Below are 22,745 nucleotides of genomic sequence, written 5' to 3'. Positions count from 1 at the left end.
ATGCCTGGAGATTCCGTTTACTTAAATACCAAAGTTGTACATCAAAATACCTATGATGCCATCATTGTTGGATCCGGCGTTAGCGGAGGGTGGGCCGCAAAAGAATTATGTGAAAAAGGTTTACGCGTTCTCTTATTAGAAAGAGGCGGGCCGGTTCAGCATCCCAGTTATCCAACTTCGTTGATGCATCCCTGGGAGTTTGAACACCGCAACAGTTTATGTAAAGCCGACCGGGAAAAATATCCCATCCAAACCAGGCATTATTCCATCAATGAAGACAATAAACATTTCTATACCAGGGATCTGGAAAACCCGTATGAAGAAATAAAACGGTACGACTGGATCAGGGCGGATGTGCTGGGAGGCCGTTCCCTTTTATGGGCAAGAGCCTGCTACCGTTGGAGTGATCTTGATTTTGAAGCGAATCTCAAAGATGGGCATGGGGTGGACTGGCCTATCCGTTATAAAGACCTGGCGCCCTGGTATGATTATGTTGAATCATTTGCAGGCATCAGTGGGAATAGAGATGGTATTCCGCATTTACCAGACGGTGTATTTCAACCTCCTTTCGAAATGAATTGTGTGGAAAAGGACTTTACAGCAAAAATTGCCAAAGCCTATTCCACCCGGCAAGTAATCATTGGAAGATCCGCTAACCTAACGGCACCGCTCAAGGGAAGGGGTGTATGTCAGTCGCGAAGTCTGTGCCACAGAGGTTGCCCCTTTGGTGCCTATTTCAGTTCGAATTCCAGCACGCTGCCTGCAGCCATGGAAACAGGAAGATTAACCATCCGAACACATGCACTGGTGAATAAGGTTTTATATGACGAAAAGAAAGGAAAAGCAACCGGCGTAGAGATCATTGATACAGAGACAAAACAAACAGAAGAGTACTATGCTAAGCTTTTGTTCATCAATGCATCCACGATCGGCACAACAGCTATCCTGTTAAATTCTGTATCCAATCGTTTCCCGAATGGTTTAGGAAATGACAGTGGGCAATTGGGACTGAACCTGATGGATCATCATAAAGGGCTGGTAATAGCAGCAGATGTTGACGGATTTGAAGATCGTTATTACAAGGGAAGAAGACCTACCAATATGTATATACCAAGATTCCGGAATGCTACTGAGGCAACCGGCGATTTTTTGAGAGGATATCATTTTGGGGGAGGCGCCTATCGGACACGCGGACAGGCAGAAGGCATTGGTGAAGAGCTAAAAGCGAATATGAGTGAAGCAGGTCCCTGGAAGATCAGCATTTATCATTTTGGTGAATGTCTGCCTTATCAGGAGAATAAAATGAGTCTGCATCCCGATAAAAAAGATCCATTCGGAAGACCTATCATACAATTTGATGCACAGTTCCGGGACAATGAAAAACGCATGTTTGAAGATGCTGCCAAAACCGGAGTGGAATTGTTTGAAAAAGCCGGATACAAAAATATTACGGTGAGTGGCAAGATTTCATTCCCTGGAAATGCCAATCATGAAATGGGTACAGCGCGCATGGGACGAGATCCAAAAACCTCTGTACTGAATGCGTTCAATCAACTGCATGCGGTGAAAAATGTATTTGTAACAGATGGGGCCTGTATGACATCCGGATCTTGTGTAAACCCATCCATTACCTATATGGCATTAACCGCAAGAGCCTGTGATTATGCCGTTCAGGAAATGAAAAAAGGGAATATCTAATCGGTATATAAAGCCGGTAAATCCTTTTCAAAAATCGTAACAGGCAAGTTGTAAAACCGGATAAAATCGGGTTCACTAACCTGGCCTGGAAAGGGCGCATAATAATGCGTTGGACTTGTTTTATCATTTCGCCATACCAGTACATAAGATAAACGCAAGCCCGGTGTTGTAATCGTTTTTAATAATACTTCTGTCCACCAATTTGGGTTTGGAATGGATTCAAGTCCTGTTTCTGTAAGAGCCGCCAGCTTGCCGGACTTGTTGGCATAAGCCTGGACGATCTGTAATTTTTTTAGTGCAGCGGGAAGATTATATTTTCCATCCCGACCAAAATCGGCATAGTTATCCATGCCTACCATATCAACAAAGTCGTCACCAGGGTATCGCTCCAGAAATTCGAATTCAGATTGAAAAGTACAATCCGGTGAAAAGGCATAGAGCAGCTGATGAATATTCATTGAATCACGCATATAGGTGACTGTGAATCTCCAGAGCGTCTTTATTTCATCCGGACTGCAATGATTTTTCCCCCACCAGAACCAGCTACCATCCAGTTCATGAAAGGGCCGGAAGATCATTGGGATGGGTTCACCACCAGCACCCTTTACCGTATGCAAAAAATCAGCTATTCTTCTGAGAATGCTTTTATATGTATCATGTGCTACAGCGCCTGGGATCATTTCTCTCACAGAAGCCTTTGATACGCCTTCTTTCCAATAAAATCCACCTCCCGAAAGCGGATTGTTGAAATGCCAGGAAACGGTAATGAGCCCACCCCGGTTATACGTATCCGTTATAATCTTTCGAAGGTGGCTTTCTTCCCGCTTTATCAGGCTGTCTGGCCGGCCGGATAAACCACTGAAATCGATACCAATAACAGCGGGATGAGAACCTGTAACCGATTTGACATCGGATCGATTGGACTCTCCGCTCCAGCCATGACCATATTCAGTGGCATGCTGATGCCCGAACAGGATACCCTTTTCAGTTAACTGGTGGAGGTTACGATAAAGCGCCCTGGTTTCTTTGGTAGCTTTCGTATCAATCGGGGCGGGTTCACCTGCATAAGAAGAAAAACCCGCAAGCAGGAAAAGTAATAAAAATTTCATTCGAGTAAAAAGTATAGTCCGATTAATGCAAGAATGATTGCAATAGAAGTAAGACCATACAAAAAGATACCATAGAATTCAGGAATGGGGTTGATCAGGCTCAGTACACAACTGATGAAACCGATGAATGCTCCAATGACCATCAGGAGGATTCCGTTGAATTGGCGTTTGGCAAGATTGGCAGGCATAGCAATGGTATTTAGGTTGATCACTTATTTTCCTGTAACTGTTGTTTCATGACACGTGCGGTTTTGTGTTCACCTGTATGACTCCAGCCCGGTGGCATCACCAGGTACAATAATTTATTCTTTATACCAGGTGCACGATACACATCCTTTGCAAGCGCAACGATTTCACCGAAGTAGGCATCCAGAAAATTATTGGGTTTAATATCACGTGTGATGCCATACTTAATCTGAACATGCTCCTTCTCTGGCTGGTAGGTTTTGAAAACACGGTCCCAGATATTGAGCAGGTTGCAAAAATTGGTATCCATGTATTCAACATTTTTTGCATGGTGAACCCGGTGATGGGAAGGAGTGAGAATCCATTGACCTAGTTTTCCCATATTCCCTTTTTTCATTACTGACTCACCCACATGTATAAACGCACCCCAGGTACCATCAATAAACATGATTACAAATAACATGGGAGGAGGAACCCCCAATAAAATACAGATAGTTGTTCGAATCAAATCAGCGTAAGGCGCTTCCAGAAAAAAATGTGCGTGCGTAACCCCGAGATGCATTGTTTCGGGGGCATGGTGTGTTGAATGCAGGCACCAGAGTAAACGTACTTTATGCCCAAGGTAGTGGTAAACAAAATGCGCGAGTTCCCATATCACATAGCCATAGACAAACCAATACCAGGTAAATGGTACGGTAAAGAGGGCTTTATCTTCCAGCCATCCGATCACCAGGAAAGTCATACCAATGGCAATAAATCTTCCCAGGAAGGCATTCAATACATAGGAAAAGAAGGGAATCTTATAAGAAATGACACTGAACTTTTTATAAAAAATTCCTCTTACTAATTCCAGGATCAGGATGATAGGAATGACAGGAGAAATAAAAGCAGCAATGCCTTCAAAGGTTCTGAGTTTGCTGTAATCTCCCTCAGCAATCAGTTGAATCAGTGAATCAAAACCAAAAAAGGAACGGAATTGTTCCCAAACAGCAAGCAGGAAGTCCATCATGGAGTAAACAGGTTATGTCCCTAATTTACTCCAAGTTTTTGAACCTTCCTAGAGCCGGAGTTATTTAAAAAGTCGCGGATCAAAGAGGCAATGCGGGCCAGCGAAATAATTGCCTACAAAGGCTTTACGCTGAAATTCCGGAATGGAAACCGGTTCGTTTTCAACTGCTTCCGTTTCCTGAACAGCAGGTTTAACAGCTGCGGTTGTTTTTTTGGCAGCCGGGTAGGCTACATACATTTTTTTCCAATTGGGCATAGGTAATGACTGGTTCTTCATACACTTCATTTTCGTTACTAAATCGACCAGCGGGCACAAAAAATGCCTGCTAGATGCAGGCAATCGTATTATTTAATGAATGCAAAGATATACATCTAATTGAATCTTACCTATTAGTACCAGTAATTTAACAATTTGGCAAAAATGAAGTTCTGAGAATCAATGAATTGATGTTAGTTTACAAAATCCTTAAATGCAGAATCAAGCTGAAAAATCCTTACACCGGATCTGATCAGTTCAGCTGCCTGCAGTTTCATTTTTTCCTTTGCTTCCGCTAAATTCGGATTCCGGTGATTCAGTACCCCAACCACCAGGATTCCCTGCTTTTCTGCCCATGTCACATCCTCTTTGGAGATTTGAGAAGAAAAAAGGTAATAGTGTGCAGGATTAAAATCAGGTCGTTGTTGATACTCCTCCAGTTGTTTGCGGGTGCAACTAAGTTTGATCTTTCCCCTGAAAAATTCAGTTGATTCATCTGTGCCGATCATCAGAGCTGATTCCCGCAACTGGTACTTGTCAAGCAAGGAGAGTACCCGTTGGAAAAGGGATTCATTAAAGCCCTGAATTTTATTATCAATCATTACATGGATCTTTTGTTGGCATTGCTGCAGCACTTCCTCAAATTGTAGTACACGGGTTCCTGCATTGGAACGAAGTTTTTGTACAGCTGACCAATTCATAGCAGTCACCAGGCTGTCAACACCAAAATACCGATTAAAATTCCGGTCGTGCTGGGTGATCAGGACACTGTCTGCAGTAAGGCGCAGATCAATTTCAACCATCCAGTAGTGTTGTTCAATTGCTTTTTGTAAAGCGGGCAGACTGTTTTCCGGACTGCTCTCATCCACTACACCACCCCTGTGTGCAATCAGTCGGTTGGATTGCGAATAAAGGGTGCTGCCCACAAACAGGCTAAGGACCAATAACCAGGTTTTCATTTGCAGTTGCTTTGCCTGAAGATATTACTTTAATCCCCCTTTCCTCCCTTGAATATATTTCCAATTTCACGACCGATTTTCTGGATCTTTTCAATTCCTTTATTGAGCGTTTCCGGATTAATGTCTTCGTATTCCTCAAACTTATGGTCGGTATCAAACTGACTTGGATATACCATCAGTTTAGAGGTAGAACTGAAGTATTTATCCAGTTTAAACAGAACATTATCAAATACGGGATCATAAGAAATAGAGCCCTTTCTTCATGAGAAAAATACAATCAGATCATTTGGCAAAATTACCCTGGATAAGACCAGGAAATCGGCCCAGTCGTCGAACTGGTGAAAACTTATCGTGCCCGATTTGGAGCTTGACAGATAGGCACTGATATCCCTTTTGGACTTTGCATTACAATAACAGAAAACAGGAATTGATAATTCTTTTGAAAGCCGCATGATAGTATCAAGGCAGGAAGAAAATCCTTTCTCCATTTCAGTAAGTGGCGGACAAAAAAGCAGTATCCGCTTGTGAGTTATCAGAACAGAACGGATGTTGCAGATCATTATATTACGATCAAGTCCCGATAAAATATTCTCTGTAGTCTCACCAAAGAATTTTTCCAGCAGGGTATTCTTTTCCGGCCAGTTCAGCATTACCAGGCTGGCCATGATTTCTTTGGAGGTACGAACGATGCCGCTGTTGATATTATGATCAATAGATGCAACCACGTTCAGATTGGTATCAGTAGCAGCTGCAATCTGGTAGGATTTCTCCATTTTTTTTCGGGCAATAGCGAGATTATTTTCTGCCTCTTCATTGTTGGGCACAACGGATAATACAGTGATAGGGTGAGGCGACTTTTTATCCTTGAAAAGGATGGCAAGTTCCAGCATGGATTCCATTCTTTCTGGTTCTTCAATGGGCAATAATATGTGCTCTTTGTCGGTAACTGAATCCGTTTCAATAGCCATACCGGCATCCGCATCCAATACCAGTTTCTTTGCAGCATTTTCAGTAGCGAAAGAGGCAACCAGGCAGGTTATCAGGATCAGGATAATTGTGCCGTTCAGAATATTTTCATCCAGGATTCCTTCCCTGAACCCAACAAGTATGATAGCAAGGGTAGCTGCTGCGTGCGCTGAACTCAATCCAAACAACAGTTGGCGTTCCGCTGTTTTGTAACTAAACAGTTTCTGGCTGATAAAAGCTGCCAGCCATTTTCCAAACAAGGCGGTAATCGTTAAGACGGCAGCCACAAACAGTGCCGTATACCCATTAAATACAACCCTTACATCCACCAGCATACCTACACTGATAAGGAAGAAGGGAATAAATATGGCATTGCCGATGAATTCAATCCGGTTCATCAGCGCGGAAGAATGTGGAATCAGTTTGTTAAGCGCCAATCCGGCTACGAAGGCACCAATAATGGGCTCCACTCCTGCTACTTCAGCCAGGAAGGCGGCAAAGAACACCACTGATAAAACAAAAATATAATGGGATGTCTTTTCACTTTCCAGTTTGCGAAAAAACCAGCGGGCAATTCTTGGAATCAGGAAGAACATGATAGCTGAGAAGATTGCCAGGGAAGTGCCGAGCCGGATCCAGAATTCCTGGTTAAGGCTTCCTTTGTTGGCACCCATAATTACAGCCAGGATAATCAGGACTGCTGTATCTGTTAAGATAGTACCTCCTACAGCAATGGCAACAGCAGATTGCTTGGAAATTCCAAAACGTGTAACAATCGGATAGGCAACCAGTGTATGGGTTGCAAACATACTGGCAGTCAGAAAACTGGCATTAGCATCATACCCTAATATATAAAGACAAACAGGGTAACCGATTGAAAGAGGAATAAAAAACGTTAACGCGCCAAAAATAAAGCTCCGGTTTTTATGCTTTTTAAATTCATTCAGATCGAGTTCCAGTCCGGCGATGAACATGATATACAATAACCCGATAGTTGAAAACAGATCGATTGCAGAATTTTTGGCGAGGATATTTAACCCATACGGACCAATCACTACACCTGAAATAATCAACCCGATAATACCCGGAATATTGAGTTTACGAAGCAGAATGGGTGATAGCAGGATTATAAGGAGGAGGAGTGAAAAAATTAACACGGGATTAGACAGTGGCCTATGAAATTCCGCCAGCAATTCCCTCCAGAAAGCTTCCTGCATAGATAAGCACAATTATTATCCAAACATACCTAAAAAACGGTAGCCAACCCCCGACTCGGTATGGATGTAAACCGGTTCGTTTGGATTCGGCTCCAGCTTTTTTCGCAATTGGGCGATAAATACCCGGAGGTATTGGGCCTGGTTGATGAATCCTGGTCCCCATACCGTTCTGAGCAAAAAGGCATGCGTTAAAACTTTCCCTTCATTTTTTGCCAGTAATAATAAAAGATTGTATTCCGTGGTGGTTAGTTTCACCAGTTCCCCGTCGCGTTTAACGGTTCGTTCATCCAGGTTGATCTCTATACCGGAAAATTGCAGCACTGACTGATAGTCTTCTGTCACAACGGAACGAAGTGCCGCTCTGATTCGTGCCAGTAATTCCCCGGTTCTGAAGGGTTTGGACAGATAGTCATTAGCTCCTGCATCCAATGCCCGGATGATCTCTTCTTCGGCTTTTAAAACACTAATGATAATTATTGGATTGGTGTACCAGGACCGAAGCGCTGCCAGTACTTCCTGTCCTCCCATATCCGGTAAACCCAGGTCCAGCAGGATCAGATCCGGTGGATGATTTTCTGCCATTACCAATCCATCCTTTCCCTTTTTAGCCAACTGAACCAGGTAATTATTCGACTGCAAGGTAATTTCCAGCATGGTTCTCAATGCAGGCTCATCCTCAATTATAAGTATGCGAACCTTATTCATTTGACGACATTTTCGCTGCCGCAACAGCAGGTATCTTAATAATAAACAGGGCACCCCCCAGGTTACTGTCAGTAAGCAAAACTTCACCCCCCATAGCCTCTGTAAATCCTTTTACGATGGAAAGTCCCAATCCGGTTCCGGTTCCTTTGGTTCCGGTTATCCGATAAAACCGATCAAATACTTTTTGCTGCTCTTCCAATGGAAATCCGGTACCACTATCTTCCACGCGGCATTCAAGCCAACCACTGGTATAGGTACACGAAACAATCACGTTGATCCGTTCTGGAGTGTGCACCAATGCATTGGACAGCAGGTTAAATAAAATCTGTTCCAGCATTCCTTTATCCAGCTGAACAAAAGGCAAATCTGGTGAAAGCAGGAATTCAATTCTTTTAGCTGGATGGGTGTCCTGTAATTTTTTCACCAGTCCATATACCAGTTCCTGTAAATCTAGCCAGTCCGGTTTAGGTTTTAGTTGACCGGATTGAATCCTCGACATATTCAAGAGGTTTTCTACCTGGAGGTTCAGTCGTTCCGCGGCATGACTAATCTCCTGCAACAGAATGGATTTGTTTTCCGTACTCAGGGTATCCTTATTATCCAGGAGGTTATCTGTGGCACCTACGATAGTAGCGATGGGTGTTCTTAATTCGTGAGAGAGGGAATTCAGGATGGTATTATACAGATGAACTTCCCTGCCTTTTTCCGCCCGTTGCCTTGCCAGTAATTCTACCTGCCGGATTCTATACGTTAACACTGCATTAATCAGCACAATTATAAAATACATCAGCAGCAATACCAGGTCTTCCGGGTTGGTGACAACATAGGTAAAGCGGGGAGGAATAAACAAGATATCCCATAACAGAGCAGAAAGCAACGCTGCCACTAAAACAGGCTTGATATCAAAGCTGACGGCAGCCAGGGAAACTGTAACCAATAAGAAAAAGGCTACAATGTGATAATCAATCAGACTGGAAAAAATAAAACAGCTCCCGGCAACCAGCAACACAGCTCCTACACTATAGAGGTATTGATAGTTGCGATTAATCCGGTATAACTGGAACAGGGAGATCATGAGCAAAAGTACAGGCCTCGTATAAAGATTTTATAAAGATTTTAAAGTAGCGGGTTGTGAATCCTTCAAACCTTTTGCTGCTAATTACTTTTACACCTCATTCTTAATTATGGGATCACACCAGAAACTCAGCGCAGCGGGTATTTTAATCGCCCTGGGCATTATTTATGGCGACATCGGAACATCTCCACTATATGTATTAAATGCCATTACCAGCGGAAAGCAAATTACAGAAGAGTTGGTAGTAGGTGCGCTCTCGCTTATCATCTGGACCTTAACATTACAAACCACTATTAAATATGTAGTATTAACACTGCAGGCAGATAACCGGGGTGAAGGTGGTGTATTCTCCCTGTTTGCACTGGTAAGACGCAGACGAAAATGGTTGGTCATTCCGGCTATGATCGGAGGTGCTGCTCTGCTGGCAGATGGAATGATTACGCCTCCGATATCCGTGACTTCTGCCATTGAAGGATTAAAGCAGGTGCCTGCTTTCTCCAGTATTTCCCAAACCACCATCATTTATATTGTAATTGGCATTCTTACCGTCTTATTTTTTCTTCAGCAATTCGGAACTGCCTTTATTGGAAAATTCTTTGGACCGGTAATGTCGGTCTGGTTTGCCATGCTGGCTATACTGGGGGTGCTTCACTTTACGGATGAATGGGTGGTATTTAAAGCCTTCAATCCCTACTATGGTATCCACCTCCTGGTGACCTATCCAAAAGGTTTTTATATTCTTGGAGGTGTGTTTCTTTGTACCACAGGGGCAGAAGCGCTGTATTCTGATCTCGGGCATTGCGGCAAATGGAATATCCGGTATTCCTGGATCCTGGTAAAATCCTGCCTGATCCTTAATTATCTGGGACAGGGCGCCTGGCTTTTATCCAATCATAAAGGATCGGTAATAACTACAGCCATGCTGGAAACCGGCTTTAATCCTTTTTATGGGGTTATGCCAGGATGGTTTCTCTATTTCGGAATTACCATTGCAACGGCGGCAGCCATCATTGCGAGCCAGGCCCTTATTTCGGGATCCTTTACCCTGATCAGTGAATCCATGCGATTGAATTTATGGCCAAAATTTAAAATTGTATATCCAACAGAAGCAAGGGGACAACTCTTTATACCAGCCATTAATCTTTTATTGTTTGCAGGATGCATCGGGATTGTGCTTTACTTTAAAAAAGCTTCCAATATGGAAGCTGCATATGGCCTGGCAATTACACTTTGTATGATCGCCACTTCTATTCTGTTTGCGAACTATCTCGTACAAAAGAGAGCAAAACCATCGCTCATTTATTTATATCTATTGGTCTACCTGAGTATTGAAATTTCATTCTTGTGGGCCAATATGGAAAAATTTACACATGGCGGATATGTAACTTTAATTGTAGGAGGTGGCTTATTCTTCATCATGTACGACTGGTACCGGGCCCGTAAGATTAAAAACAGGTATGTGGAATTTGTCCGGCTGGATCAATACGTACCACAGATCCAGGAGTTGAGCAATGATAAAACGGTTCCCAGGTATGCTACGCACCTTGTTTATATGACCAGTGCAGACATTGAGAAAGAAATCGAACATAAAATCATTTATTCCATCCTCTTTAAAAAACCCAAGCGGGCTGATATATACTGGTTTGTACATGTGGATACGTTGGATGATCCTTACACAGCGGAGTATAAGGTAACCCATATCATTCCAAACGATATAATTCGTATCGATTTTCGGTTAGGCTTTCGCGTTGAACCGAAAATTGATCTCTTCTTCCGGAAGGTGGTAGAAGACCTGGTCATCAATCACGAAGTAAACGTAACCAGTCGCTATGAAAGCCTGGGTAAAAACAATATTGCAGGGGATTTCCAGTTTATCGTTATGGAAAAATACCTGAGCCAGGACAATGAATTAAGTTTCTGGGAAAAGATTGTCATGAAGTTTCATTTTCTCCTGAAAGAAATCAGCCTCTCGGAAGAAAAGGGATTCGGATTGGATCCCGGAAAAGTTGTAATAGAAAAATTCCCATTGATTGTAGCGCCGGTGGATATAAAAATTAAACGCATACAGGAGTGAACCCAGCAATACTGATAATAGATGATGAGGTAAAACTCAGGGGATTACTAGCCAGGATCCTGGCATTGGAAGGATATGTCGTAAAAGAAGCTACTACTTTAAAAACAGCGAAAGAAATGCTGGCAAAGGAACCCTTTGCTGTACTTATCTGCGATGTGAAATTACCCGATGGAAACGGAGTTGAATTCACTTCCTGGTTAAAAAAGCATTTTCCTGCAACCGAGATAATTGTTCTGACCGCATTTGGTACCATTCAGGATGGAATCCAGGCGATGAAAAACGGGGCCTTTGATTATATTACCAAAGGGGAGGATAATAATAAAATCATTCCGCTGCTTCAGCGCGCCATTGAAAAGCAACAACTGCAAATTAAAGTAAAGGAGTTGCAGGATAAAATCAGCGCCCGCTATTCCTTTAGTTCCATACTGGGTAATTCTCAGCGAATCAAATTTGCTATTGCAGCTGCTCAGCGGGTAGCCATAACAGAAACCACCGTGTTACTTACCGGGGAAACAGGAACAGGTAAAGAAGTATTTGCCCAGGCCATCCATGCAGAAAGTAACCGAAAGGACAATTCCTTTGTGGCAATCAACTGTTCAGCATTTTCACGCGAATTACTGGAGAATGAATTATTTGGTCATAAAGCCGGAGCATTTACCGGCGCCTTAAAAGATGGTAAAGGATTGCTGGAAGAGGCTGACAAAGGAACGCTTTTCCTGGATGAAATTGGTGAAATGGCGATTGATTTACAGGCCAAACTGTTAAGAGTACTGGAAACAGGAGAATTTTACCGGTTGGGTGACAACCAGGTCAGGAAAGTGAATATCCGTCTGATCGCTGCCACCAACCGGGATCTTCAGAAAGAAATGGAAGCCGGCCGATTCAGGGAGGACCTCTATTATCGCTTGTCTGTATTTCAGATAGAATTACCACCACTGAGAGACCGCACTGAAGACATCCCTCTGCTTGCCAATCATTTCATTCAGGTCTTTGCAGCCAGGATGAACAAAAAAGTAACGTTTATTTCAGACGCCTATCTTACCAGGTTATGTAAAATGAACTGGAAAGGTAATATCCGGGAATTAAAAAATTGTATAGAACGAAGTGTTATCCTGACAGACGGTACCGAACTGGAACCTTCTTCCCTACCCTCACAACCCGATGCAGTAGGCGTTGATCTGGCAAGCATGGAAAAAGCCCATATACAGAAAGTCCTGGAGCAATGTAACCACAATAAAACCGAAACGGCCAAATTACTGGGTATCGGCCTGACTACGCTTTACCGGAAGATGGAAGAATACCAACTCCACTAAATTTTTTCAAAATGAAAAAAAGCTTTTCATTTTGAACGTTCGTACAAGCAATCAATAAAATTTTCCCTTTTTTAATTGATTGATATTCTGTTGAATAATTTGGAACTGGGATATGGCATCGGAATTGGCTGATGGAGCTCAATCAACAATTCTGAATCGTATGCTATTATCCATTTTACTGCTGGTAGCCGGACTGCTCTGTTTCTGGCTTTTTTTCAACTCCATTGATTTCTTCGAAAAAATCTAATCATCATGATGAGCATCTTATTTGTACTATCTGTGCTGGTATTTATTTACCTGCTGTATGTATTGATCAAACCGGAAAAATTCTAACAACAACTGACTATGAACAAAGAACTTCTTGGCGTAGTGTTGATTTATGGCCTGACCATTCTTTTAGCAATACTTCTTGGCAGGAGCATTGCCCGCTGGCTTCGTGGTGAAAAATCCATTTGGAATCTAATGGCTCCCTTAGAGCGCCTGGTCTACCGGATCTGCGGAATCAATCCGGAGGAAGAAATGACCTGGAAACAACATTTAAAAGCCTTGCTTACCATCAATCTTGTATGGTTTGTTTATTCATTTGTATTGTTGATTTCACAAGGGAGTTTATTTCTTAACCCTGATGGCAATCCATCACAAACACCGGATCTGGCCTTTAACACCGCCATTTCCTTTTTAGTAAATTGTAACCTGCAACATTATAGCGGAGAAAGCGGATTAACGTATCTGACTCAGATATTTGTGATTGCATTTCTTCAGTTTGTTACGGCTGCCACTGGTATTGCTGCATTATTCGTGTTATTCCGGGCATTACGGGATAAAGTAACCGATAAACTGGGTAATTTCTGGGTATTCTTTACACAAAGCATTACCCGGATTTTATTGCCTCTTTCGCTGGTGGTGGCGGTTCTTTTGCTATTTAACGGCACACCCAGTTCCTGGAAAGGGAAAGACAGTATTGTAACCCTGCAGGGAGACAGTGTATCTGTTAGTCGCGGTCCTGCAGCCGGCATGATTGCCATCAAGCAGTTGGGAACCAATGGGGGTGGTTATTTTGGAGTAAACTCATCCCACCCGCTTGAAAACCCCAATTACTTTACCAATGCAGTTGAAACCGTTTCTATTCTGCTGATTCCAATTGCATTGGTCTTTGCCTTTGGTTACTATCTGAAGCGGCCCAAATTATCCCGGGTCATATTTTCTGTGATGACGCTTGGATTTCTGCTCATACTTTCAACATCGATCTGGTCAGAACTGAATGGTAATCCGGAACTGGAAAAACTGGGACTCCAGCAACCAACCGGTAGTATGGAAGGCAAGGAAGTTCGTTTTGGTCCGGCAGCTTCTGTGCTTTGGGGTATTGCCACTACGGCTACCTCAAACGGATCTGTGAACAGCATGCACGACAGCCATACACCACTAAGCGGAGCCATGCAAATCCTGGATATGATGATCAATGCCTTTTATGGTGGAGTAGGTGTAGGCTTTCTGAATTTTTTCATCTTCCTGATCATAGCCGTCTTTATATCCGGTTTGATGGTGGGACGAACACCTGAATTCCTGGGACGTAAAATAGAAGCCAGGGAAATGAAAATTGCGGCCCTGATTGCCTTATTACATCCATTTATTATCCTGGTGGGAACAGCCCTTTCTTCTTATATTTTAGTGTATTATCCCGAAGCCAATTGGGCAGTGCAACCAGCAGCCTGGCTGAACAATCCGGGCGCTCATGGATTTTCAGAAATGTTGTATGAGTACAGTTCAGCCGCTGCCAATAACGGGAGTGGATTTGAAGGATTGGGAGACAATAATATATTCTGGAATGTATCCACCGGATTTGTATTGATACTTGGACGCTACCTGCCCATCATCGGCCCCCTGGCGATTGCTGGATTACTGGCACAGAAGAAGTACATTCCTGAAACTGCAGGTACCCTGAGGAGTGACAGTTACACTTTTGGAATAATGACATTTGCTGTAATTGTAATCATTGCAGCCCTTGCCTTTTTTCCGGCACTGACCCTGGGCCCCCTGGCTGAATATTTTTCCATTCGCTAATAGTAGATTAAACGAAATAATATGTCTGTTCACAATAAGAAATCCATTGGATTGTTTGAACCCGCGCTGGTGAATACGGCTTTGAAACAGTCGTTCAGCAAACTTCATCCAAAATTGATGATTAAAAATCCGGTAATGTTTACCGTTGAAATCGGAACCCTCATCATGTTCTTTGTAGTACTGTATACCGCATTCACCGGTGATACAGCACAGGGTTCATTGGGGTATAATCTGGCTGTTTTTATCATCCTTTTCATTACCCTTCTGTTTGCCAATTTTGCAGAAGCCATTGCAGAAGCGAGAGGAAAGGCCCAGGCTGATACCTTACGAAAAACGAGGCAGGATACACCTGCAAAACTGGTATCACCCGTAGGCGGAGGAAGTCTTGCGGAAGAAATCCGGGTTGTATCCTCCGCACAGTTGAGACTTAATGACCGGTTTGTTTGTGAAGCCGGAGATACGATTCCAATGGATGGAGAAATCATCGAAGGAATTGCTACCATTGATGAAAGTGCCATAACGGGTGAAAGTGCTCCTGTAATCCGGGAAGCAGGGGGTGATAAATCTTCTGTAACGGGAGGAACAAAAGTATTATCTGACCGGATTATTGTTCAGGTAACCACAGCGCCAGGCGAAACCTTCCTGGATAAAATGATTGCACTGGTGGAAGGTGCCAACCGGCAGAAAACACCGAATGAAATTGCGTTAACCATTCTGCTTGCATCTTTCACAATTGTATTCATAATTGTATGCGTTACCCTTAAACCATTTGCTGATTATGCCAATACGCCGATAACCATCGCAGCCTTTATCTCTCTCTTTGTTTGCCTGATTCCTACTACTATTGGCGGATTGTTATCTGCTATTGGAATTGCAGGTATGGACAGGGCATTAAGGGCTAATGTAATAGCGAAAAGCGGCAAGGCAGTTGAAACCGCTGGCGATGTGGATACCTTGTTGCTGGACAAAACAGGTACTATCACCATCGGAAACCGGAAGGCCACTAATTTTTATGCAGTTGATAGCAATGAGGAGAAAAAATTCATAGAGCTCGCTGCATTAAGTTCACTGGCAGATGAAACCCCGGAAGGAAAATCCATTGTGGAACTGGCGGGTCAGAAAGGCATTAACATGCATCGTAGCAACGGAATGGAATTTATTGGTTTCACAGCAGAAACCCGAAGCAGTGGTGTAAATCTCCCGGATGGCAGGCGGATACGAAAAGGCGCGCAGGATAGTATCCGGAATTACATCCTTAAAAATGGGGGTCAGTTTCCTGATGCTGTAACAGAACAGGTAAACAGTATAGCTAAAAATGGCGGCACCCCATTGGTGGTAGCTGAAAATACTATTGTTCGTGGAGTAATTGAACTGCAGGATATCATTAAACCGGGCATGCAGGACCGCTTTGAACGACTTCGCAAAATGGGCGTAAAAACAGTAATGGTAACGGGTGATAACCCACTCACTGCGCGCTTCATTGCTGAAAAAGCTGGGGTGGATGATTTCATTGCAGAAGCGAAACCTGAGGACAAAATGAATTATATCAAAGAAGAGCAGGCTAAAGGGAAACTGGTAGCCATGATGGGTGATGGTACCAATGATGCTCCTGCATTGGCCCAGGCAGATGTTGGTGTAGCCATGAACAGTGGAACGCAGGCGGCCAAAGAAGCCGGCAACATGGTTGACCTCGACAACGATCCAACCAAACTGATTGAAGTAGTGGAAATTGGAAAACAACTCTTAATTACCAGGGGTACATTGACAACCTTTTCTATTGCCAACGATGTGGCGAAATATTTTGCTATTGTTCCGGCATTGTTTGTGGCTTCTATACCATCCTTACAAGGATTGAACATCATGAACCTGAAAAGTCCGGAGACAGCTATTTTATCCGCCATTATTTTCAATGCGATAATTATACCCATACTGATTCCGCTGGCTTTGCGGGGAGTGGCCTATAAACCAATTGGCGCTTCTGCGCTCCTTCGCAGAAACCTGCTGATATACGGGTTTGGCGGGGTACTTGTGCCCTTCCTCGGAATCAAGCTGATTGATGTGATCATCGGCCTATTTATCTAACTAAAAGAAATAAGCAGAAATGAAAAAATATCTATTACCCTCGGTAAAAATGACAGCGGTAATGCTGGTACTTTGTTGCGGGATCTATTTCGGAATAGTGACTGTTATTGGTAAAATGTCGCCTGGAGGAGGTGATGGCGAAACCATTAAGGTAAACGGGAAAGTTGTCGGGTATGAAAAACTGGGTCAGCAATTTACGAAGGACCGGTATTTCTGGGGGCGTCCATCAGCGGTTAACTATAATGCAAGTGGTTCTGGTGGAAGTAATAAAGGTCCTTCCAATCCGGATTACCTTGCGTTGGTTCAGGAAAGAATTGACAGTTTCCTCGTTCATAATCCTGCCATCACAAAAGAGCAAATACCGGCTGAACTGGTAACAGCATCCGGCAGTGGACTTGATCCACATATATCCCCCGCTGCCGCTTTGATACAGGTGGATCGGGTAGCACGGATAAGAAAGCTGGATAAAAACAAAGTAGAAGACCTCGTTAACAATCATATTGAAACGAATCCTATTGGGCCAGACCTCGTACATGTGCTCAAATTGAATATAGCACTGGATGCTTTAAAATAAATCATAAATGAAAAAGACAGTTTTGATGGCAGCCGCCTTAACTACCCTGGCTGCTCATGCGCAGGACAGTACTCAACAGACAAAGCAAACCACCAATCCGCTGACAATTAGCGGATACGTGGAAGGTTATTACAGTTATGACTTCAACCGGCCGGACAATAATAACAGGCCGGGGTTTTTGTACAATTTTAATCGTCACAATGAATTTAATCTGAATGTTGGATTTGTAAAAGCAGCATATGCTACAGAACGAACCCGTGCAAATCTGGCAATTGGTGTTGGTAGCTATATGAATGCCAACTATGCGGCCGAACCTGGCGTGCTAAAAAATATTTTTGAGGCAAATGCAGGATATAAGCTGAGCGCCAAAAATGATATCTGGTTAGACATCGGGATCATACCCTCGCATATTGGCTTCGAATCCGCTATCGGAAAAGACAACTGGACCCTTACCAGAAGTATGGTAGCCGAAAATACACCCTATTTTGAAAGCGGTGCTAAACTTTCCTATGCCAGCGCCGATGGGAAATTGCAGTTGGCAGCACTGGCATTGAATGGTTGGCAGCGTATTACAAGAGTAGAAGGAAATTCACTATTGAGCTGGGGAACTCAGCTTACGTACAAACCATCTGATAAAGTGACGCTAAACTACAGTACTTTCATAGGAACAGACAAACCGGATAGTGCCAGGCTCTGGAGATATCATAACAATTTGTATGGAGTTTTTCAATTGTCTGAAAAAATTGGCTTGATTACCAGTCTGGATATTGGCCTGGAGCAGCAAACTCCAAAGGATAAAGAGTTGAATACCTGGTATACACCTGTAGCCATTTTACGTATTACTCCAAGTTCTAATTGGGCGTTTGCCTTCAGGGGTGAATATTTCAGTGACGCAAATGGAGTAATAATTGGAACCGGAACACCTAATGGTTTTAAGACTACCGGAGCTTCGGTAAATGTTGATTATTCTCCTTTAACTAATGTACTGCTGAGATTGGAACTTCGTCATCTTAACAGCAAAGATGAAATTTTTGAAAAAGAAGGAGCGAATAGCAGGAATAATACCGCCATTACGTTCTCAACAGCCATTGGATTTTAAAATCATTATACCTGTGTAGTATTGTATGACTGAAAAGCAACATAGCCCGGAAGAATGGTTACAAAAAATAGGTGGTTCCCGAAATGAAAAGGGTAAACTCAAAGTTTATATTGGCATGAGTGCGGGGGTGGGAAAAACCTATCGCATGTTGCAGGAAGCACATCAATTACTGAAGGATGGTGTGGATGTGCGGATTGGTTATATCGAAACGCATAACAGAAAAGAAACTCACGCCCTGGTTGAAGGCTTACCTCTGATACCAAGGCGTGAGGTTTTCTATAAAGGAAAGCGGTTGGAAGAACTGGACGTGCAGGCAATCCTCTTAGTTCATCCGGAAGTGGTATTGATAGATGAACTGGCCCATTCCAATATTCCAGGAAGTAAAAATGAAAAACGGTGGCAGGATGTGCTGGATGTATTAAATGCTGGAATCAATGTAATTTCAGCAATAAACATTCAGCATATTGAAAGTATAAATGAAGATGTAAAAGGTATTACTGGGATCGAAGTGCAGGAACGGGTTCCGGATAAAATACTGCAGGTGGCGGATGAAGTTGTAAATATTGATTTGCCGGCCGATGAATTGATACGTCGCCTGCGGGAAGGCAAAATATATGATCATAGTAAAGTTCAACAGGCATTAACCAATTTTTTCCAGCCGGATAAAATCCTTCAGTTAAGGGAACTGGCACTAAAGGAGGTAGCTGGACAGGTGGAAAGAAAAGTAGAATATTCTATTGAATATAAAAAAAATCCCTTCCGGCACGAACGTTTCCTGGCCTGTGTTTCCAGTAACCATGAAATAGCACAAAGGATCATCCGAAAAACAGCCAGGCTGGCATCCTATTACAACAGTCAGTGGTTTGTGCTCTATGTACAAACAGCCAGGGAGGCGCCGGATAAAATCCCCCTGGATATACAACGGCATTTAATCAATAACTTTAAAAACGCCACTGAACTGGGTGCTGAAATCATTCAGTACAAACAGGACGATATTTCGGCGGCCATTCTTAAAACTATAGAAGAGCGCCAAATTACAACCGTGTGTATTGGAAAGCCCCATCTCAAACTATGGCAGATTATTTTAAAAACGGGTGTTTTTAATCAGCTCTTAAAAACATTGACAAAAAATGATGTTGATTTAGTCATATTATCCTGATGATAGGAACAGTTAAAAATAAAATCCGATTAGGAACTATTTTCCTTTTCTTTCTGGTAATGTCCTCGGGAGGGGTAGGGATTTTTTACCTGGTCAAACTCCGGCAACAAACCAACAATATACTAACGGCCAATTATGAGTCGCTGCAATATGCGCACCGGATGCAGATTGCGTTTGACAGTTTACAACTGGGAAACCCTGGCTATGCAGACTCCATTGAATTTTATCTGCAAAAACAGGAAACCAATATCACTGAAGACGGAGAGAAAGAAGCGACCGCATTATTACGAAATGCTTTTGTACAACTACAAAATGGCGACAATAGTGATGCAGGATTATTTCGGCAGCAACTGCAAAAGATCCTTTCCCTCAATATGCAGGCTATTCAACAAAAATCAGAAAACTCCGAAGCTGCATCTGAAAAGGCGGTAACCATTATCATTACTTCGGTAGCTATAATTTTACTCATAGGTTTTACTTTTTCAGTAAACTTTCCATCTGTTCTAACTGATCCCATTACCAAATTAACAGAAGCAATCAATGAAATAAGTCAAAAAAATTACCACCACCGAATCTATATTCAGTCAAAGGATGAATTTGGCCAATTAGCCAACTCCTTTAATGAGATGGCAGAACGACTGGAATATTTTGAAAGCAGCAATGTTGCCAAACTCATATTTGAAAAATCAAGAGCAGAGGCGGTTATCAACAGTCTCAAAGATGCGAGTATAGGAATTGATAAAAATGATACCATATTATTTGCCAATGAGCAGGCCTTACAGTTACTTGGCGTAGCTGCAAAAGAGGTAGTTGGGGTAAAATCAGCTATTCTTGCCAGCCGGAATGATTTATTTCGGTTTCTATTGGAAGAAAAGACCAATAACCCGTTTAAAGTGATCATTGAGAACCGGGAAAATTACTTCTTAAAAGAAACCATCGAAATAGAACAGGAAAGCACAAGTGCAAAACTGATTGTACTTAAAAACATAACCTCGTTCAAAGAATTGGATGTAGCCAAAACAAACTTTATTGCAACCATTTCACATGAATTAAAAACTCCGTTGGCAGCATCTGATTTCAGTCTTAAATTATTAAACGATGAACGAATTGGGAAATTAACCCCTGAGCAGAAAGAGTTAATAAACAATCTGAGTGCAGATAACCAGAGAATGGTTCGGATATTAAGTGAATTACTGAATCTGGCACAGATTGAAACAGGAAGGATTCAATTGAAGAAACAGCCTGTAACTATTACAAAAGTAGTAGAAGAATCAGTAACTGCAGTGGCTGCGGCGGCAAAAGAGAAAACAGTTCAAATTGAAAAGAGCATTCCCACCACACTTCCGGAAATGGAAGGTGATCCGGATAAAATAGTTTGGATACTTAACAACCTGCTTACAAATGCGATAAAATTTAGTCCGCCTGATGATACCATTTTGTTACAGGTTGTACAAACTCCGGCTGCCATAGAGTTTTCCGTGAAAGACCACGGCCCTGGAATTGAAGCTTCCTTACAGGCACGGATTTTCGAACGATTTTACCAGGTACCCGGACAATCCAGTAAAAAAGGATCAGGAATCGGGCTGGCCATCTGCAAAGAAATGGTAGAGGCAATGGGTGGTACCATTTGGGTAAAAAGTAACATGGGAGAAGGGAGTACGTTTGGATTCACCTTACCATTCAAATCAAATTAATCACTTACTAGCCGGACCAGGTTTTCAAAATGGCATATTGCAATGTCATTTTGAAAGGGATCTATTTCTGGGTAACTCTTTTACAACTGTTATCAGAATAAATAAACTATTGATAATCAAATCTATAATCAAGTTCTTATAATATTCATCAATCCGGTATCCGGTTTGGATAAGTGTATTCAAACAATGAATATATGAAAACGAATTTTCGAATCCTGAATCGCAAGGTACGCCCGATTCATATCCTTTATGTCATTTACCTCACACTGATAGTTTTTGCCTTTGTATGTAAAGCTCTCTTTAACTAGTCACTACCATGAAAAAACAAACTTACAAATATAAACCCCCGACTTTAAAAGACTTTTTGCTGGTCGTACTGGTCTTCGGTCTGTTGGTAGCCTTTTCCTGGATTGCCTATTTCAAGCTGGGATGGTTTCACTAGGGCTAATACCATTAACTAAACTTGTATCAGATGAATATTCCAATAAATGAACCGTCAGAAGAAAAAGAAAAGGATGGATATCCTACAAAAAGTATTCTGATTGTACTGCTGGTTTTCCTGGTAGTTCTTTATTTTGTTTTATAACAATTACCACTCTAAAAGAAATTTGTTGATAGCCGCACCCGCCATGGTTCCCTGAGCCACTGCCGTTGAAACGGAACGCATTGGAGTTGTACAATCGCCTGCAGCAAAAACATTTGTGAGGGATGTTTGCTGAAAAGGAGTAACGGTAATATAGCCATGATCGTTCAATGAAAGTCCCAGTTGCTGAACCAATGGACTTTGACTAAACGGAACCCTTGAAAAGAGCGCTTTTAAAGGGATAAGTGATCCGTCTTCGAATTGAACCTGATAGAGATAGCCATCCTTATGTAAGATTTCCTTAACGGGTGAAGACTTTACCGGAATACAGGCTTTTTCCAATTGAGCCAGTTGCTGTTGTGTAAGCATAGGATTTCCATTGGTAAGCAATTGAATCCTGGATGACCATTGCCGGATCAGCTGTACAAATTCCATTGCCATTTCTCCATTGGATAACACAGCCAATGTTTCATTTCTGACCTCATACCCATGACAGTATGGGCAGTGTAAAACTGAGATGCCCCAACAGACTGCAAAACCCGGAATGGATAACAGTTCATCCTTTACTCCGGTTGCCAGAAGGAGTTTTTTGGTATGAAATTGCAAACCATCCGAGGTATATACCAGGAGTCCATCATCGGTTTCTTCTACCCTGCTTACGGTTTCATCCAACCAATGAACAGTTGGGTACTCCAGCACCTGCTCTTTTGCAACTGATGCGATAAATGCGGGGGTGGCGCCATCCCTGGTCAGGAAATTATGAGAATGCGGGGTCTGCCTGTTACATGGCTGACCATTATCGATAACCAATACTTCTCTTAATGAACGTCCGAGTGCCATGGCTGCTGACATACCCGCATAGGATCCCCCTATTATTACAACTTCAATTGCTTTATTCATATTCTATTCTTACGATGATAAAATGTT

At 42.5% G+C, this 22,745-nt stretch carries 21 protein-coding genes; 11 read left to right on the top strand and 10 right to left on the bottom strand.

The features are described from left to right. On the top strand, positions 1-1,698 hold the full coding sequence (locus tag L0U88_RS14555) for a GMC oxidoreductase (RefSeq protein WP_234866805.1): 1,698 nt from the start codon (positions 1-3) through the stop codon (positions 1,696-1,698). Here L0U88_RS14555 and L0U88_RS14550 read toward each other — a convergent pair. The 9 genes from L0U88_RS14550 to L0U88_RS14510 form a co-directional block, all read right to left on the bottom strand. Next, entirely contained in the window at positions 1,695-2,807 is a 1,113-nt protein-coding gene (locus L0U88_RS14550) for a glycoside hydrolase family 26 protein (RefSeq protein ID WP_234866804.1), read from the bottom strand. The two genes, L0U88_RS14555 and L0U88_RS14550, sit on opposite strands and share 4 nt — an antisense overlap. Further along, complete coding sequence (locus tag L0U88_RS14545) at positions 2,804-2,995, bottom strand: hypothetical protein (RefSeq protein WP_234866803.1); 192 nt, start codon at positions 2,993-2,995, stop codon at positions 2,804-2,806. Before L0U88_RS14545 ends, L0U88_RS14550 begins: the two co-directional genes overlap by 4 nt. 20 nt (positions 2,996-3,015) lie before the next feature. After that, a complete protein-coding gene (locus L0U88_RS14540) occupies positions 3,016-4,002 on the bottom strand; it encodes a sterol desaturase family protein (RefSeq protein ID WP_234866802.1) in 987 nt (328 codons plus the stop codon). 60 nt (positions 4,003-4,062) lie between these two features. Continuing rightward, complete coding sequence (locus tag L0U88_RS14535) at positions 4,063-4,278, bottom strand: hypothetical protein (RefSeq protein WP_234866801.1); 216 nt, start codon at positions 4,276-4,278, stop codon at positions 4,063-4,065. Positions 4,279-4,451: 173 nt separating this feature from the next. Continuing rightward, positions 4,452-5,216 (bottom strand): glycerophosphodiester phosphodiesterase, encoded by a 765-nt coding sequence (locus L0U88_RS14530; RefSeq protein ID WP_234866800.1) that lies wholly within the window; start codon positions 5,214-5,216, stop codon positions 4,452-4,454. Positions 5,217-5,245: 29 nt separating this feature from the next. After that, complete coding sequence (locus L0U88_RS14525; RefSeq protein ID WP_234866799.1) at positions 5,246-5,392, bottom strand: hypothetical protein; 147 nt, start codon at positions 5,390-5,392, stop codon at positions 5,246-5,248. Between the two features lie 84 nt (positions 5,393-5,476). Beyond that, positions 5,477-7,399 (bottom strand): cation:proton antiporter, encoded by a 1,923-nt coding sequence (locus L0U88_RS14520; RefSeq protein WP_234866798.1) that lies wholly within the window; start codon positions 7,397-7,399, stop codon positions 5,477-5,479. A gap of 15 nt (positions 7,400-7,414) precedes the next feature. Next, positions 7,415-8,104: a response regulator transcription factor gene (locus L0U88_RS14515; protein ID WP_234866797.1), complete on the bottom strand. Its 690-nt coding sequence runs from the start codon at positions 8,102-8,104 to the stop codon at positions 7,415-7,417. Continuing rightward, positions 8,097-9,179 (bottom strand): sensor histidine kinase, encoded by a 1,083-nt coding sequence (locus L0U88_RS14510; RefSeq protein WP_234866796.1) that lies wholly within the window; start codon positions 9,177-9,179, stop codon positions 8,097-8,099. Before L0U88_RS14510 ends, L0U88_RS14515 begins: the two co-directional genes overlap by 8 nt. Positions 9,180-9,288: 109 nt before the next feature. Here L0U88_RS14510 and L0U88_RS14505 point away from each other — a divergent pair, with 109 nt between their 5' ends. The 10 genes from L0U88_RS14505 (at position 9,289) to L0U88_RS14470 (ending at position 21,235) form a co-directional block, all read left to right on the top strand. Then, positions 9,289-11,253: a KUP/HAK/KT family potassium transporter gene (locus L0U88_RS14505; RefSeq protein WP_234866795.1), complete on the top strand. Its 1,965-nt coding sequence runs from the start codon at positions 9,289-9,291 to the stop codon at positions 11,251-11,253. Then, positions 11,250-12,566: a sigma-54-dependent transcriptional regulator gene (locus L0U88_RS14500; RefSeq protein WP_234866794.1), complete on the top strand. Its 1,317-nt coding sequence runs from the start codon at positions 11,250-11,252 to the stop codon at positions 12,564-12,566. Before L0U88_RS14505 ends, L0U88_RS14500 begins: the two co-directional genes overlap by 4 nt. 112 nt (positions 12,567-12,678) lie before the next feature. Beyond that, positions 12,679-12,813 (top strand): hypothetical protein, encoded by a 135-nt coding sequence (locus tag L0U88_RS20930; protein ID WP_255723132.1) that lies wholly within the window; start codon positions 12,679-12,681, stop codon positions 12,811-12,813. 5 nt (positions 12,814-12,818) lie between these two features. Continuing rightward, complete coding sequence (gene kdpF / locus L0U88_RS21105; protein ID WP_353620668.1) at positions 12,819-12,899, top strand: K(+)-transporting ATPase subunit F; 81 nt, start codon at positions 12,819-12,821, stop codon at positions 12,897-12,899. 12 nt (positions 12,900-12,911) lie between these two features. Further along, positions 12,912-14,627: a potassium-transporting ATPase subunit KdpA gene (gene kdpA, locus L0U88_RS14495; protein WP_234866793.1), complete on the top strand. Its 1,716-nt coding sequence runs from the start codon at positions 12,912-12,914 to the stop codon at positions 14,625-14,627. A gap of 21 nt (positions 14,628-14,648) precedes the next feature. Beyond that, complete coding sequence (kdpB, locus tag L0U88_RS14490) at positions 14,649-16,709, top strand: potassium-transporting ATPase subunit KdpB (RefSeq protein ID WP_234866792.1); 2,061 nt, start codon at positions 14,649-14,651, stop codon at positions 16,707-16,709. A gap of 19 nt (positions 16,710-16,728) precedes the next feature. Beyond that, on the top strand, positions 16,729-17,283 hold the full coding sequence (kdpC, locus tag L0U88_RS14485; protein ID WP_234866791.1) for a potassium-transporting ATPase subunit KdpC: 555 nt from the start codon (positions 16,729-16,731) through the stop codon (positions 17,281-17,283). 7 nt (positions 17,284-17,290) lie between these two features. Beyond that, complete coding sequence (locus L0U88_RS14480; RefSeq protein ID WP_234866790.1) at positions 17,291-18,382, top strand: porin; 1,092 nt, start codon at positions 17,291-17,293, stop codon at positions 18,380-18,382. A 25-nt stretch (positions 18,383-18,407) separates the two neighbouring features. Beyond that, on the top strand, positions 18,408-19,541 hold the full coding sequence (locus L0U88_RS14475) for a sensor protein KdpD (RefSeq protein WP_234866789.1): 1,134 nt from the start codon (positions 18,408-18,410) through the stop codon (positions 19,539-19,541). Further along, positions 19,541-21,235 (top strand): sensor histidine kinase, encoded by a 1,695-nt coding sequence (locus tag L0U88_RS14470; RefSeq protein ID WP_234866788.1) that lies wholly within the window; start codon positions 19,541-19,543, stop codon positions 21,233-21,235. The genes L0U88_RS14475 and L0U88_RS14470 overlap by 1 nt, the downstream gene beginning before the upstream one ends. A 589-nt stretch (positions 21,236-21,824) precedes the next feature. On the opposite strand, the gene L0U88_RS14465 is transcribed toward L0U88_RS14470, so the two are convergent. Beyond that, positions 21,825-22,718 carry an NAD(P)/FAD-dependent oxidoreductase gene (locus L0U88_RS14465; RefSeq protein WP_234866787.1) on the bottom strand — a complete coding sequence of 298 codons (894 nt, stop codon included), beginning with the start codon at positions 22,716-22,718 and terminating at the stop codon, positions 21,825-21,827. Between the last annotated feature and the right edge of the window lie 27 nt (positions 22,719-22,745).

The organism is Flavihumibacter fluminis (genome assembly GCF_021491375.1).
In the GTDB taxonomy this organism is placed as follows: Bacteria; Bacteroidota; Bacteroidia; order Chitinophagales; family Chitinophagaceae; genus Flavihumibacter; species Flavihumibacter fluminis.
The sequence above is the reverse complement of the archived record's forward strand: the minus strand, read 5'-3'. Positions and strand labels throughout refer to the sequence as shown.

Excerpts from the sequence above, each read along its gene's own strand:
- L0U88_RS14520 (WP_234866798.1), bottom strand. The coding sequence starts at position 7,399 with ATGCAGGAAGCTTTCTGGAGGGAATTGCTGGCGGAATTTCATAGGCCA.
- L0U88_RS14530 (WP_234866800.1), bottom strand. The coding sequence starts at position 5,216 with ATGAAAACCTGGTTATTGGTCCTTAGCCTGTTTGTGGGCAGCACCCTT.
- L0U88_RS14535 (WP_234866801.1), bottom strand. The coding sequence starts at position 4,278 with ATGAAGAACCAGTCATTACCTATGCCCAATTGGAAAAAAATGTATGTA.
- L0U88_RS14465 (WP_234866787.1), bottom strand. The coding sequence starts at position 22,718 with ATGAATAAAGCAATTGAAGTTGTAATAATAGGGGGATCCTATGCGGGT.
- L0U88_RS14555 (WP_234866805.1), top strand. The coding sequence starts at position 1 with ATGCCTGGAGATTCCGTTTACTTAAATACCAAAGTTGTACATCAAAAT.
- L0U88_RS14475 (WP_234866789.1), top strand. The coding sequence starts at position 18,408 with ATGACTGAAAAGCAACATAGCCCGGAAGAATGGTTACAAAAAATAGGT.
- kdpA (WP_234866793.1), top strand. The coding sequence starts at position 12,912 with ATGAACAAAGAACTTCTTGGCGTAGTGTTGATTTATGGCCTGACCATT.
- L0U88_RS14505 (WP_234866795.1), top strand. The coding sequence starts at position 9,289 with ATGGGATCACACCAGAAACTCAGCGCAGCGGGTATTTTAATCGCCCTG.
- L0U88_RS14510 (WP_234866796.1), bottom strand. The coding sequence starts at position 9,179 with ATGATCTCCCTGTTCCAGTTATACCGGATTAATCGCAACTATCAATAC.
- L0U88_RS14470 (WP_234866788.1), top strand. The coding sequence starts at position 19,541 with ATGATAGGAACAGTTAAAAATAAAATCCGATTAGGAACTATTTTCCTT.
- kdpB (WP_234866792.1), top strand. The coding sequence starts at position 14,649 with ATGTCTGTTCACAATAAGAAATCCATTGGATTGTTTGAACCCGCGCTG.
- L0U88_RS14540 (WP_234866802.1), bottom strand. The coding sequence starts at position 4,002 with ATGATGGACTTCCTGCTTGCTGTTTGGGAACAATTCCGTTCCTTTTTT.
- L0U88_RS14545 (WP_234866803.1), bottom strand. The coding sequence starts at position 2,995 with ATGCCTGCCAATCTTGCCAAACGCCAATTCAACGGAATCCTCCTGATG.
- kdpF (WP_353620668.1), top strand. The coding sequence starts at position 12,819 with ATGATGAGCATCTTATTTGTACTATCTGTGCTGGTATTTATTTACCTG.
- L0U88_RS14480 (WP_234866790.1), top strand. The coding sequence starts at position 17,291 with ATGAAAAAGACAGTTTTGATGGCAGCCGCCTTAACTACCCTGGCTGCT.
- kdpC (WP_234866791.1), top strand. The coding sequence starts at position 16,729 with ATGAAAAAATATCTATTACCCTCGGTAAAAATGACAGCGGTAATGCTG.
- L0U88_RS20930 (WP_255723132.1), top strand. The coding sequence starts at position 12,679 with ATGGCATCGGAATTGGCTGATGGAGCTCAATCAACAATTCTGAATCGT.
- L0U88_RS14515 (WP_234866797.1), bottom strand. The coding sequence starts at position 8,104 with ATGAATAAGGTTCGCATACTTATAATTGAGGATGAGCCTGCATTGAGA.
- L0U88_RS14525 (WP_234866799.1), bottom strand. The coding sequence starts at position 5,392 with ATGGTATATCCAAGTCAGTTTGATACCGACCATAAGTTTGAGGAATAC.
- L0U88_RS14550 (WP_234866804.1), bottom strand. The coding sequence starts at position 2,807 with ATGAAATTTTTATTACTTTTCCTGCTTGCGGGTTTTTCTTCTTATGCA.